Here is a 12,861-nt window from a genome sequence, read left to right on the forward strand (position 1 = left end):
GCGTTCAGGCCTTAAACGCCAGAATTACCGCGCAGATCACCAGAAAGCCGCAGAACAACGAACGCAGCAGACGCTCAGGCATCGAAAACGCCAGCTTCACGCCCCAACTGATGCTGGCCAGCCCGCCGACAGCCAGTGGAATGCCCATGCTCCAATTGACGTGGTCGTGCAGCGCATAAGTGAACAGCGTGATTGCCGTGCTGGGTGCGGCCAATGCCAGTGCGAGGCCTTGCGCAACCACCTGAGTCGCACCGAAAAAGCTGGTCAGAATGGGGGTTGCAATGACGCCACCGCCCACACCGAACAAACCACCGGTAACACCCGAGCCAATCCCCAACATCCAGAGGCGGTCGACATGGCGCAACTCCGTACTGGCCTGACCTTTGCGCCAGAACATCTGTGCCAGATTGAAAGCCGTCAGCAGAATCAGAAATACGACGAAGGCCAGACGCATGTGTTGCGGATCCAGGCGCACCGCCCACAGCGAGGTCAGCCATGCGAAGCAGAAACTGGGGATGATCAGCATCATGGCGTTACGCGGGGAAATACGATTGCGCTGGTTATAGCGCCACAGCGCCAACAACACGTTAGGCAACACCATCAGCAAAGCAGTGCCTTGCGCCAGTTGCTGATCAAGCCCGAAAAGCACACCTAAAGCAGGAATCGCAACCAGGCCACCACCAATGCCGAACAACCCGCCCAGCGTGCCCATCGCGGCACCCAACACTACAAACATCAGCACTTCAATCACGCCACGATCCCCACTCAAACGATGCGCGCATGCTACGCAGTCTGACTGCTCAGGCAAATAACCGATGTGCGCAATTGCGCAGGTTTCATGCGTGTATCCGGCGCCCACAACCAGCAACCTGCAAGCACCGGATGGAATTTATCTGGCGCAATAAAGATCACAGCACTAAATTGTCGCCATGACACACCCTAGAGAGGACCACCCCATGAGCGCTGACGCCAGCCCCACTGCCGACAGTAACTGCCAAGCGTTGCAGCTCGACAACCAACTGTGTTTCGCCCTGTATTCAACTTCACTGATGATGACCAAGGTCTACAAACCACTGCTCCAGGCCTTGGGCCTGACGTATCCACAGTACCTGGCGATGATGGTGCTCTGGGAACAGGACGGTCTTACCGTTGGTGAAGTGAGCACTCGCCTGCTGACTGACCCGGGGTCTTTGACTCCGCTGCTAAAGCGCCTGGAAGGCGAAGGGCTGATCAGCCGTACACGCAGCAAGGAAGATGAACGGGTTGTGCTGCTACGCCTCACCGAGCAAGGCCGCGCCCTGCAACAAAAAGCCCTGACCGTGCCCGGCTGCATTCTGACAGCCAGTGGCCTGAAGATTGAGCAACTGCAAGCATTGCAAGGCGAACTGCTCAAGCTGCGCGGGAATTTGCAGGGCAGTGCTTGAGGGGGCTTTTTCTCGTCAACCAGGAGCTGCTATTGATAAAGCAGGACTGAAATGCAATCTCGTGGGAGCGAATTCATTCGCGAAGAGGCCGGCACCTCCGACATAGATTGATAGACAGGAATACCGTCTTCGCGAATGAATTCGCTCCCACAGGACCATGACCGCCGCCAAATTTCTCGCCCCCTCCTCGCGTCACGAAGCACTCAAACACAACATTTTAAAAAATTAGCTTGCGCGCAATATATTTGCGCGATACATTTAATTCGCACTCAGTTAGCGCGCAAACATTTAGCGCAAACAGACAACTTTTAGACCACTCCGATCACTACGATCTTTCGACCATAAATGAGGTGACACCATGGATACTCTTTACACCGCAATCGCAACTGCAACCGGCGGCCGTGACGGTCGTGCTGTTTCCAGCGACAACATCCTCGACGTGAAACTCGCGACACCAAAAGAACTCGGCGGTGCTGGCGGTGCAGCCACCAACCCTGAGCAACTGTTCGCTGCCGGCTACTCAGCCTGCTTCATCGGCGCGCTGAAATTCGTTGCTGGTCAAAGCAAACGCACTATCCCGGCTGACGCATCGATCACTGCCCATGTCGGCATCGGCCAGATCCCTGGCGGTTTCGGTCTGGACATCGACCTGAACATCAACCTGCCAGGTCTGGAACAAGCTGACGCTGAGCAACTGGTTGAAGCCGCTCACCAGGTGTGCCCGTACTCGAACGCCACCCGTGGCAACGTTGATGTGCGTCTGCACGTAACTGTGTAACCACCCGCCCATACTCAGGATTCGAACATGAAAACCGTGAACAAAGTCTTGACCGGCGCTCTTCTCGCCCTGTCCATCAACAGTGCATTTGCAGCAGGCACCGTGGAACACAACACTCAGGCATTTCTCGATGCGCTGAACTCCGGCGGCGGCAAGCCTCTTGAGCAGTTGTCGCCCAAGGATGCCCGTGCAGTGCTGACGGGTGCTCAGGCCGGGGTCAAACTGACCTTGCCGAAAGCAGATGTGAGCGAGAAAACCATCAAGGCCGACGGCCAGGACATCAGCCTGACTATCGTGCGCCCGGCTGGCGTCAAGGGCACGCTCCCGGTTTTCATGTTCTTCCACGGTGGCGGTTGGGTACTGGGAGATTTCCCGACTCACGAACGTCTGGTGCGTGATCTGGTAGCGGGTTCAGGTGCAGTGGCGGTGTTCGTCAACTACACGCCGTCGCCGGAAGCGCACTACCCGACAGCGATCAATCAGGCCTATGCAGCGACCAAGTGGGTCGCTGAGCATGGCAAGGAAATCAATGTCGACGGCAAGCGTCTGGCTGTTGCGGGTAACAGCGTCGGCGGCAACATGGCGGCAGTCGTTGCCCTGATGGCCAAAGACAAAGGCACTCCGGCAATCAAATACCAGGTGCTGTTGTGGCCGGTGACTGACGCGAATTTCGATACCGGTTCGTATAACCAGTTCGCCGAAGGTCACTTCCTGACGCGAAACATGATGAAGTGGTTCTGGGATAACTACACCACTGACGCCAAACAGCGTAACGAGATTTATGCGTCGCCACTGCGCGCGACTACAGAGCAGCTCAAGGGCCTGCCGCCAGCATTGGTGCAGACCGCCGAGAACGATGTGTTGCGTGACGAAGGCGAAGCGTACGCTCGCAAGCTGGATCAAGCCGGTGTACCCGTCACGTCCGTACGCTACAACGGCATGATTCACGACTACGGTTTGCTCAACGTCGTGAGCCAGGTTCCGGCAGTACAGTCGGCGCTGTCGCAGGCGTCCCAAGAGCTGAAGGTGCATCTGAAGTAATCGCAATCTCTTGCAGGAGCCAACTTGTTGGCGAGACGGTGTCAGATATGCCGCTTCGCCAACAAGTTGGCTCCCACAGGTTTTGAGGTATCAGGATAAATTCAGCGCCCACAAAAAAGCCCGCATCGCTGCGGGCTTTTTTGTGACTGCGGTAAAGCTGTGCTTATTTAGCACGGCCTTTGTAGGAACCGCCTTCGCGAGTATCGATCTCGATGCGGTCGCCGATTTCGATGAAATCAGCCACTTGCAGTTCGGTACCGTTGGCCAGCTTGGCAGGCTTCATCACCTTGCCGGAAGTGTCGCCACGAGCCGAGCCTTCGGTGTAGTCAACTACGCGAACGATAGTGGTCGGCAGTTCAACCGAAACCAGACGCTCTTCGAAGAAGATCGCTTCGCAAACGTCGGTCATGCCTTCTTCCACGAATGGCAGAACGGCTTCGATGTCTTCAGCGTTCAGCTCGTACATGGTGTAGTCAGTGGTGTCCATGAACGTGTAAGTGTCGCCGCTGATGAAGGACAGAGTCGCTTCTTTGCGGTCAAGGATCACGTCGTCCAGTTTGTCGTCAGCGCTGTAAACGATCTCGGTCTTGTAACCGGTCAGCAGGTTTTTCAGCTTGGTTTTCATGATGGCGCTGTTACGACCGGACTTGGTGAATTCAGCTTTCTGAACCAGCCAAGGGTCGTTTTCGAGACGAATCACGGTACCGGGTTTGAGTTCTTTACCAGTTTTCATTGCGTATATCCGAATTTGGATGGAATTTGCCGAGGCTCTGTACGAGAAACCGCTTCGCGCGTGTCACACGAAGGTCTTTTTCGTACAGAGCCTAATCTCAAGGCCGCGTATCATACGAAACTCCACAAAACAGTACCAGCGCCGTCGCAAGATCAACATGGGAAGCTTGCTGCAGACACCAGCGCTCGGCATGGTTGGTGATCTCGGGCCAGTGTTCAAGCAGCGCATGCCAGCTTTCAGCGCCGGCCGTCCCGGCGTTCCAGGTGTGCCAGAAACCGGTCAATGCCCTGCCAGCATCGGGCGAGAGCCCTGCAAGGTAGTGTTCCAGAAACGCATCGAGCTTGACCCAATGGGCATCATCGTCCTGTTCGTAGATGTGCCAGAGCAAGGGCTGCCCTGCCCATTGCGCCCTGACAAATGAGTCTTCGCCGCGCACCACGTTGAAATCACAGCACCACAACAGGCGGTCGTAATCTTCCTGCCTGACGAACGGCAGTACCTGCACCGTCAGTGCTCCGCGCGTTTCCTGCATTCCAGCCCGAAGCGGTTCAACACCCAGCCAGCCCTGCAGATCACCGAGAATGCGCCCCTCCGGCACCAGCAGACGGGTCGCCCAGCTATCGTCTGCCAACGCGTCCAGCCAGGCCCCGATGCCAGGGTTCTCATAGGCAAATACCGAGATCAATCGTGCATCGTCTTCAGGCGTCACGCCCAGTGCTTGCAAGAATCGCGAGCGCTCCTGCATGTTTTGCTGGAACCCCTGCCGTGTGGCGATCAAATCGCGCTCACGCAACAGACCACCGGTGGTCGGGAGAAAGCCTGGAAAGAAGAAGGATTTACGCAGCCCGTTCGATTGCACCGAAGGCAGACCATGGCAACCGCTCACCCACTCTTCAGCGCTGAGGTATTCCAGATTGATCCACACCGGCCTTGGTGAACACTGGACAATGGCCTCTTCATAAGCGGGTGGCAGACGGCACGCGAATGCCTCGACAACCACATCCGGGATTTCAGTGGCTTGCCACTCTTTCGGCCATTGATGGACGCTAACGCCTTCACGCCACTGTTGCGTAGCCGAGGCTTGGGCGCCGGGGCACACGCGCACGAAGGCGCTCAAATCATCGACCCATAGCCTCACTTCCAGGCCGTGCTCAGCCACTAGCTGCCGGGCCAGACGCCAGGTCACGCCAATGTCGCCGTAGTTGTCGACGACGCTGCAAAAAATATCCCAAGAGGCTTTCATTTCCGGCTCCCTGAGGCTGGATGATAAAAAACGTCGATTGTCCTTCAGACAACCGGCATTCACCAGCCTCTGCTCATGGCACAATCACAGCATCTGCAGTCCACGCCGAGAACTTGCCATGCCTACTCACAATCGCCGCGAGCTGAATGTGTCTGTTCAACCACTGAAACTGATCGCCTGTATCGCCATCGGTATCTGGCTCGGTTTTATCGCGGTGGTATTGACCGGCATGCTGTTCTACAAGGCCCTGCCTGCGGCTGAGACCCAAGTGATCAATAACGCCGCCGCGCAATTGAGCGCACCGCCCGTCGCCAACCCTGCGCCCGCTGCGGAAAAAACCATGTTCGAAAAATATGAGCAAAGCATTCGCGAAAGTGAGGCTCGCCAGGCATGGGAGCAAGCGCAGGAACAGCAGCAGAAAAACTTCAGCGCCCCCAAATGCAACTTCTGGCTGCAACAGGACCGCACTGCGCCCAGCGAGAAAAGCCGTGCCAATGTTCTCCAGTTCTGCGGATAAATCATGAACAAGCAAGACGTGTTGCAACTGATCATCGATAAATTGCAGGTTGATCTGAATATTGCCCAGCGCGCCGCCCAGACGGCCTATGAAACCGCAACCCACGAAGAAAACATTGCTGAAAACAAATACGACACGCTCGGGCTGGAGGCTTCGTACCTCGCAGCCGGCCAGGCACGGCGTGTAGAGGAAATTCGCCTGTCACTAGGCCTCTATCAGAAGCTGAGCCTGTTGCCATTCAGCGAGGCCAGGGGCATTCAGTCCGGGGACCTGATCACGCTGGAAAACCACCTTGGCGCTGAACAGCACTTGTTTCTGGGGCCGGATGCCGCTGGTCTGAAGATTCAATACGGCGAACAGACACTCACCGTTATTACGTCACGCGCCCCGTTGGGCCAGATGTTACTGGGCAAACAGCCTGGCGATGAAGTTGAAATCAACGTCAACGGCAGCCGACAAAGCTTCGAGGTCACGCAGATAGTGTGACCGGCTATCCATTTGCAGGGTTGATCGCTCCAACTTTTTCTGGGTAAGGTGGCTTTGTCGCCACAAAAAGTGACCGGGACTACATAACCGGAAGCAAGGACTCACAAAAGTAGGAGATATTTCATGACGAACGTCATTGCTTTCCCTGACGCCCATGAACGTGATCGCCTCAAGTCAAGTGACCACCCTGGGCTGAGATACCTGAACAAGAAAGAGCGACTGCTGATCGACCAGTTACGTCTGACCAGCCATGCAGGACGCCAGTACGTCTATGACTACGCGAGCATCATGCATCTGTCCAAGCCGTTACATCCGGATTGAGTACTCACGGTCTCTAAATTTGATGAGAATCCTGTGGGAGCGAATTTATTCGCGAAGAGGCTGGTACAGTCGATACCTGTCTAGCGCATGCAAGGCCGCCTTCGCGAATAAATTCGCTCCTACCGATTTGCGCTGCCTATTCAGCTCATGTTCAGCTCATGACTCCGCATGCGGGTACAAGCGCCTATAGTGGCCGCACGCCCCGGCAATCTGGTATCCGTCATGAACCCCGCAGGATCTGAACACGACCTCTCTGAACAGCGCACAACATCAGAATCGAGCGGCAAGAACATTGTCGATCATCTGCGTTTCCACAAGCACCACGCACACCTTGCCAGTACTTTCGGCAACGACGGGTTTGCACTCAAGGCCGAGGCCTTTGCCCGCTTCTTTGGTACACCGGCCTTCCTCGGAGCCCAGACTGTCATCGTCCTGCTTTGGGTCGTGTGCAATGTCACCGGCCTGACTCAGTTTGATCTATACCCGTTTATCTTGCTGAATCTTGCCTTCAGCCTCCAGTCGGCCTACGCAGCGCCGCTGATCCTGCTGGCTCAGACCCGCCAGTCAGCGCGGGACAAAGCCAATGCCGACGCCGACGCCCAACACCGCGAAGACTTGGCAGCGCAAATGCTCTCACTGCTGGAGCAGAACACCCGCCTCACCGAACTGACCAAGTCGCTGACCGAGCGTATCGAGACGCTCACCTCTGACATGCACAAGCATTTCGTAAAACGCGAGCCCGCTGATTGCGACAAAAAGCCGGGCTGATTGGCCGCGTTTATACAGCGCTACACCCCCTGCCCCAGTTTAGAGGCCCGGCGAACCATGGCCTGAGCCGTCTCTGGCGGCAAACACCTTCACGAGCAGTTGCCTCTTCATATTGCGCTCATCATAAAACCACAGGATTATGACCATAATCCAAATCGCAACAGCCTCGTGGAGTGCGTGCCATGCCAACCTTGTCTCGCGAAGAAAAACTAAGTTTCTGGTTGCAAGAAGAACAAGCCGTCCGTGATCGCCTGGGCGCAACGGGCACCCTGCGTATGGCCGACGTGGCCGCACTTGAGCCCTATGAATTCTTCGAAGGTATCGGCCGTGGCGAGCTACCCTGCCCACCCATTGGTGAACTGATGGATTTCGTGCCACTGCACTGGTCGCCCGGCGAGTTTGTTTTTCAGGGCACGCCAGATGAGCGGCACTACAACCCCTTGGGCAGCGTCCACGGCGGCTATGCGGCAACGTTGCTGGACTCATGCATGGGTTGCGCGATTCATACCCGACTCAAGAAAGGCCAGGGCTACACCACCCTGGACCTGCGCATCAGCTACGTCCGGGCACTGAACCTTGCCGTAGGCCCCGTACGCGCCGAGGGCAAGGTAATTCACGTCGGCCGCTCGACTGCATTGGCTGAAGGCCGGCTGTATGACGTGGACGACCGGCTCTACGCCATTGGCAGTACGACCTGCATGATTCTCAACCTGGACTAACCCCGTAGCATTTATCAAAAACATAAAAAACTACCGAGTTGAAGAGCATTTCCTGTAGGAGCTGCCGCAGGCTGCGAAGCGTTTATCCTGACTCACAGCGATCGCAGCCTTCGGCAGCTCCTACAGTTCAAGGGTGTACTGCGCGACAGAGATGCGCGGGTAGATGAGCTAAATCTTGAACCCTGCGCGCCTGGTACTGACCAACCTCACAAGCCCATTCGTGACGCACAGGCAAATATCCCTTACCCGTTCCACTGTTTTTCTCTGCGGTTCGAGCCGGGATACTGCGCTCACGTCTTGTTTATTGAATCAATTGAAGGAGCACCGCACATGACCGTTCCAGCATTCGGCCTCGGCACATTTCGCCTCAAGGATCAGGTTGTCATTGACTCGGTGACCAACGGCCTTGAAGTCGGCTATCGGGTGATTGATACCGCGCAGATCTACGGCAACGAAGCAGAGGTTGGCAAAGCCATCGCCGCCAGCAGCGTGCCTCGCGATGAGTTGTTCATTACTACCAAAATCTGGACCGACAATTTTGCCGCCGACAAGCTGATTCCGAGCCTGAAGGAAAGCCTGGCGAAACTGCAGACCGATCACGTTGATCTGACCCTGATCCACTGGCCTTCGCCTGAAGGCAAAGTCTCGGTCAAAGAATTCATGACTGCGTTGCTGGAGGCCAAAAAGCAGGGGCTGACCAAACAGATCGGCATTTCCAACTTCACCATTGCCCTGATGAAGGAAGCCATCGATGTAGTCGGCGCCGAGAACATCGCGACCAACCAGATTGAGCTGCATCCGTACCTGCAAAACCGCAAGGTCGCTGACTTCGCCAAACAACACGGTATCCAGATAACGTCATACATGACCCTGGCCTATGGCGAAGTACTCAAGGACCCGGTCATCGAGCAGATCGCCAAACGCCAGAATGCTTCAACCGCGCAGGTCACTCTGGCGTGGGCGATGCAACTGGGCTACGCCGTGATCCCGTCCTCGACCAAGCGCAGCAATCTGGAAAGCAACCTCAAGGCTTGCGAGCTTAAGTTGAGCGACGAGGACATGGCACAGATCGCCGCACTGGATCGTGGTCACCGACTGACCAGCCCTGCGAGCCTTGCGCCGCAGTGGGATTGATCAGCGTCTGATTGAAATGCGATACCTGTGGGAGCCGGGCTTGCCCGCGATAAGGACACCGCGAATCTCTGTTAGATCGCGTCGACCTTATCGCGGGCAAGCCCGGCTCCCACAAGAGATTCCATTTCACTTCATTGAGATGTATTTACCCCACCGCCAACAACCGCTCCAGCACCGATTGATCACGGCCCGTGTGCACAACGTTGGCGTACAGCGATTCGGCAATTTCATCGGCACGGATCGGCAACACCGACAACAACGTGTCGCTCAGGCCATGGCTGGACTCGCAGAAACCCTGCATGTAGATCGAAGCCTTGCAGCGGCTGTCGGTCTTGATCCGGTAATCGCGGTCTACTTCGAAATCCCCTACATACTCACTCAGCGGTTCCAGCAGGTGCCGGTGCAACTGGCGCTCGTAACCGGTGGCCAGCACCACTGCGTCATAGGTTTGCACGCTGCTTTCGCCATTGGCCAGGTTACCCAGCGCCACCTCAATGCCGTTGGCGGTGGCCGTCGCGTTCTGCACCGAGGTCAGGCTGCGGAACGTGTGGCGGGCGATGCCGGATACTTTCTGGCGATAGAACACACCGTAAATGCGCTCGATCAGATCGATGTCGACCACCGAATAGTTAGTGCTGTGATACTCGCGAATCATCTGTTCGCGCTGGGCACCGTTCTGGCTGAACATCAGGTCAGTGAACTCCGGCGAAAACACTTCGTTGACGAAAGGGCTGTCATCGGCTGGTTTCAGTGCCGACCCGCGCAAGATCAAGTCGACCTGAACAGACGGATAGCTGTCGTTGAGGTCAATGAACGCCTCTGCCGCGCTCTGCCCCCCGCCGATGATCGCAATGCGCATTGGCTTGCCATTGGCGCAGGTTTGCTGGGCCATGGACTGCAGATACCTGGAATGGTGGAACACCCGCGCGTCGTTTTTCAGGCTTGAGAAGGCCTCGGGAATACGCGGGGTGCCGCCAGGGCTGACGACCACCGAACGGGTGGTCCGCACGTGACTTTGCCCCTGGGTATCACGGGAAATCACCCGCAATGCTTCGACTTGCTGTTTGTGCAGCACAGGTTCGATTGCGGTGACCTCTTCGCCATAACGGCTTTGGTCGTTGAACTGCGCAGCCACCCAGCGCAGGTAGTCGTTGTACTCCATCCGGCACGGGTAAAAAGTGCCCAGGTTGATGAAGTCCACCAGACGACCGTGCTGCTTCAAGTAGTTGACGAAAGAAAACGGGCTGGTGGGATTGCGCAAGGTAACCAGATCCTTCAGGAAAGAAATCTGCAACTCACTCTGCGTAACCAGCGTATTGCCGTGCCAGCGATAATCGGCCTGTTTGTCGAGGAACAACGCATCCAGCGCACCCTCCCGCTCGCCCCGCTCCTGCAGGGCAATCGCCAGTGCCAGATTGGATGGACCAAAACCGATCCCGATCAAATCGTGAACCACGGCAGATACAAGAGCCTGTGTCATTCCAGTGTCCTCGGGGGATGTTTCGTACTCGTCAATCGAATGGCCAGCAAGGTGGCCTGTTGAGTAGGAAACGAGGGCAAGGAAACAAAATTTAACGAATGGCCGAGAACTGGCATCGACGCCGGGGGCGGAACAGCCGACGCGACGGTTATGTGGTCTACGAGGGGTGCGACACCGCTAAGGAATATCTGTAGGAGCTGCCGCAGGCTGCGATCGCGGTGTGTCAGGTCTGATGCATCGCAGCCTTCGGCAGCTCCTACAGGGGGTACGTTCCAAATCAAGGATCGCGCGGTATTTGATAAGCCGCGGGTTAACGCAGCTCCCCACGCAACAACACCACCTGCTCGCGAGCGGCTGCCGGGGCCGATGCATCACCGCTCAGCGCTGGACCGGCGACAACGGTGACCCGCGACCATAGCCGCCGGAACAAGCCTTTGCCCGGAGCGCGGCTGAAAAAGCTGCCCCACAGGCCTTGCAGCGCCAGCGGTATCACCGGCACGGCCGTCTGCTCAAGAATGCGCGTCATGCCGCTTTTGAACTCGTCGACTTCGCCGTCGCTGGTCAACTTGCCCTCCGGGAAGATGCACACCAGCTCGCCTTCGCTCAGGTACTGGGCAACCTTTTTGAAAGCCTGATCGTAGATCTGCAGGTCCTCGTTGCGCCCGGCAATGGGAATGGTCCCGGCGGTGCGGAAGATGAAGTTGAGCACCGGCAGGTTGTAGATCTTGTAGTACATGACAAAACGAATCGGCCGACGAACCGCTCCGCCGATCAGCAATGCATCTACAAATGACACGTGGTTGCAGATCAACAATGCCGGTCCGTCATCCGGAATCGATTCAAGGTTCTGGTGTTTGACCCGGTACATGGAATGGCTCAGCAGCCAGATCATGAAGCGCATGGTGAACTCAGGCACCACCTTGAAGATGTACACATTGACGGCAATGTTCATCAACGAGATGACGAGGAACAACTCCGGAATCGACAACTTCGCGACGCTGAGTAGCAGGATCGAGACGATGGCCGATACCACCATGAACAGCGCATTGAGGATGTTATTAGCGGCAATGACCCGCGAACGCTCGCTTTCCAGGGTGCGCGACTGAATCAGCGCGTACAGCGGCACGATGTAGAAACCGCCGAAAATCCCGATCCCGAGAATATCCAGCAGCACCCACCACGCCTGACTGAAACCGAGCACGCCTAACCAGTCATTGGCCATGACGTTCTGCGGCATCTCTCCGGAGTGCCACCACAACAAAAGACCAAACACGGTCAGCCCCATTGAGCCGAAGGGCACGAGGCCAATCTCCACCTTACGTCCGGAGAGGCGCTCGCAGAGCATCGACCCCAGCGCGATACCGATCGAGAAGACGGTGAGAATCAGGGTGACAACGGTTTCGTCACCGTAGAGCCACTCTTTGGCGTAGGACGGGATCTGCGTGAGGTAGATCGCGCCGACAAACCAAAACCACGAGTTACCAACGATGGAGCGTGACACCGCCGGTGTTTGCCCGAGCCCCAGGCGTAACGTGGCCCAGGTCTGAGTGAAGATGTTCCATTCCAGCTTCATCTGTGGCGCAACGGCGGCAGCCCGAGGGATGCCGTGGCTGGCGAGGTACCCCAGACACGCGGTCAGGACCATGACGCTGGCGACGATCATCTCGTAATGGGCGGTGGACATCATCACACCGGCGCAAATGGTCCCGGCCAGAATCGCCAGAAAAGTGCCCATTTCCACCAGTCCGTTGCCACCCACCAACTCCTCTTCGCGCAGGTGTTGCGGCAGGATCGAATACTTCACCGGCCCGAACAGTGCCGAGTGCGTGCCCATGGCAAACAACGCCAGTAACATCAGCCACAGGTGCCCGAACAGAAACCCCACCGCTCCGACGAGCATGATGCCGATCTCGGCCAGCTTGATCAGGCGAATCAGGGCGTCCTTGGCGTACTTTTCACCAAACTGACCGGCCAGCGCCGAGAACAGAAAGAACGGCAGGATAAACAGCAAGGCGCACAGGTTGACCCAGATCGAACGGTCACCGTCGATGTTCAACTTGTAAAGAATGGCCAGAATCAGCGATTGCTTGAGGATGTTGTCGTTGAACGCCCCGAGGGACTGGGTGATGAAAAACGGCAGGAAACGGCGCTTTCCAAGCAGGGAGAATTGTGACTGATGGCTCATCGTCCGCGATCCTGAATGACTTGGGCCACATT

Annotated in this window: 14 protein-coding genes; 9 read left to right on the forward strand and 5 right to left on the reverse strand. The window is 56.7% G+C overall.

Annotated features, from left to right (window positions below; all coding sequences use genetic code 11):
• Positions 1–4 precede the first annotated feature (4 nt).
• Positions 5–751, reverse strand: a complete 747-nt coding sequence (locus EE949_RS19525; protein WP_162874717.1) for a sulfite exporter TauE/SafE family protein — start codon at positions 749–751, stop codon at positions 5–7.
• Positions 752–956: 205 nt separating this feature from the next.
• On the opposite strand from EE949_RS19525, the gene EE949_RS19530 reads away from it, so the two are divergent.
• The 3 genes from EE949_RS19530 to EE949_RS19540 all read left to right on the forward strand — a co-directional run bounded on the left by EE949_RS19530 (position 957) and on the right by EE949_RS19540 (position 3,243).
• Positions 957–1,424 (forward strand): MarR family winged helix-turn-helix transcriptional regulator, encoded by a 468-nt coding sequence (locus EE949_RS19530; protein ID WP_122665786.1) that lies wholly within the window; start codon positions 957–959, stop codon positions 1,422–1,424.
• A gap of 358 nt (positions 1,425–1,782) precedes the next feature.
• A complete protein-coding gene (locus tag EE949_RS19535; RefSeq protein WP_122665787.1) occupies positions 1,783–2,202 on the forward strand; it encodes an organic hydroperoxide resistance protein in 420 nt (139 codons plus the stop codon).
• Positions 2,203–2,229: 27 nt separating this feature from the next.
• Complete coding sequence (locus tag EE949_RS19540) at positions 2,230–3,243, forward strand: alpha/beta hydrolase (protein WP_122665789.1); 1,014 nt, start codon at positions 2,230–2,232, stop codon at positions 3,241–3,243.
• A gap of 163 nt (positions 3,244–3,406) precedes the next feature.
• On the opposite strand, the gene EE949_RS19545 is transcribed toward EE949_RS19540, so the two are convergent.
• Both EE949_RS19545 and earP read right to left on the reverse strand, forming a co-directional pair.
• Positions 3,407–3,976 carry an elongation factor P gene (locus tag EE949_RS19545; protein WP_027900557.1) on the reverse strand — a complete coding sequence of 190 codons (570 nt, stop codon included), beginning with the start codon at positions 3,974–3,976 and terminating at the stop codon, positions 3,407–3,409.
• Positions 3,977–4,073: 97 nt separating this feature from the next.
• Complete coding sequence (gene earP / locus EE949_RS19550; protein ID WP_122665791.1) at positions 4,074–5,219, reverse strand: elongation factor P maturation arginine rhamnosyltransferase EarP; 1,146 nt, start codon at positions 5,217–5,219, stop codon at positions 4,074–4,076.
• Between the two features lie 118 nt (positions 5,220–5,337).
• Between earP and EE949_RS19555 the strand changes: the two genes are divergently transcribed.
• From EE949_RS19555 to dkgB, 6 genes are all read left to right on the forward strand, one after another.
• Complete coding sequence (locus EE949_RS19555; protein WP_122665792.1) at positions 5,338–5,736, forward strand: hypothetical protein; 399 nt, start codon at positions 5,338–5,340, stop codon at positions 5,734–5,736.
• A gap of 3 nt (positions 5,737–5,739) precedes the next feature.
• Positions 5,740–6,222 carry a GreA/GreB family elongation factor gene (locus tag EE949_RS19560; RefSeq protein WP_122665793.1) on the forward strand — a complete coding sequence of 161 codons (483 nt, stop codon included), beginning with the start codon at positions 5,740–5,742 and terminating at the stop codon, positions 6,220–6,222.
• A 123-nt stretch (positions 6,223–6,345) separates the two neighbouring features.
• Positions 6,346–6,543, forward strand: coding sequence for a hypothetical protein (locus EE949_RS19565; protein ID WP_122665794.1), 198 nt, complete (start codon positions 6,346–6,348; stop codon positions 6,541–6,543).
• A 222-nt stretch (positions 6,544–6,765) separates the two neighbouring features.
• Positions 6,766–7,311 carry a DUF1003 domain-containing protein gene (locus EE949_RS19570; protein ID WP_122665795.1) on the forward strand — a complete coding sequence of 182 codons (546 nt, stop codon included), beginning with the start codon at positions 6,766–6,768 and terminating at the stop codon, positions 7,309–7,311.
• A 182-nt stretch (positions 7,312–7,493) separates the two neighbouring features.
• Positions 7,494–8,030 (forward strand): PaaI family thioesterase, encoded by a 537-nt coding sequence (locus EE949_RS19575; protein ID WP_122665796.1) that lies wholly within the window; start codon positions 7,494–7,496, stop codon positions 8,028–8,030.
• 330 nt (positions 8,031–8,360) lie between these two features.
• Positions 8,361–9,164, forward strand: coding sequence for a 2,5-didehydrogluconate reductase DkgB (gene dkgB, locus EE949_RS19580; RefSeq protein ID WP_122665797.1), 804 nt, complete (start codon positions 8,361–8,363; stop codon positions 9,162–9,164).
• 145 nt (positions 9,165–9,309) lie between these two features.
• On the opposite strand, the gene EE949_RS19585 is transcribed toward dkgB, so the two are convergent.
• Both EE949_RS19585 and EE949_RS19590 read right to left on the reverse strand, forming a co-directional pair.
• Positions 9,310–10,644, reverse strand: a complete 1,335-nt coding sequence (locus EE949_RS19585; RefSeq protein ID WP_122665798.1) for a lysine N(6)-hydroxylase/L-ornithine N(5)-oxygenase family protein — start codon at positions 10,642–10,644, stop codon at positions 9,310–9,312.
• A gap of 310 nt (positions 10,645–10,954) precedes the next feature.
• Positions 10,955–12,829 carry an MFS transporter gene (locus EE949_RS19590; RefSeq protein ID WP_122665799.1) on the reverse strand — a complete coding sequence of 625 codons (1,875 nt, stop codon included), beginning with the start codon at positions 12,827–12,829 and terminating at the stop codon, positions 10,955–10,957.
• Between the last annotated feature and the right edge of the window lie 32 nt (positions 12,830–12,861).

The organism is Pseudomonas viridiflava, from assembly GCF_900602065.1.
Taxonomy (GTDB): Bacteria; Pseudomonadota; Gammaproteobacteria; order Pseudomonadales; family Pseudomonadaceae; genus Aquipseudomonas.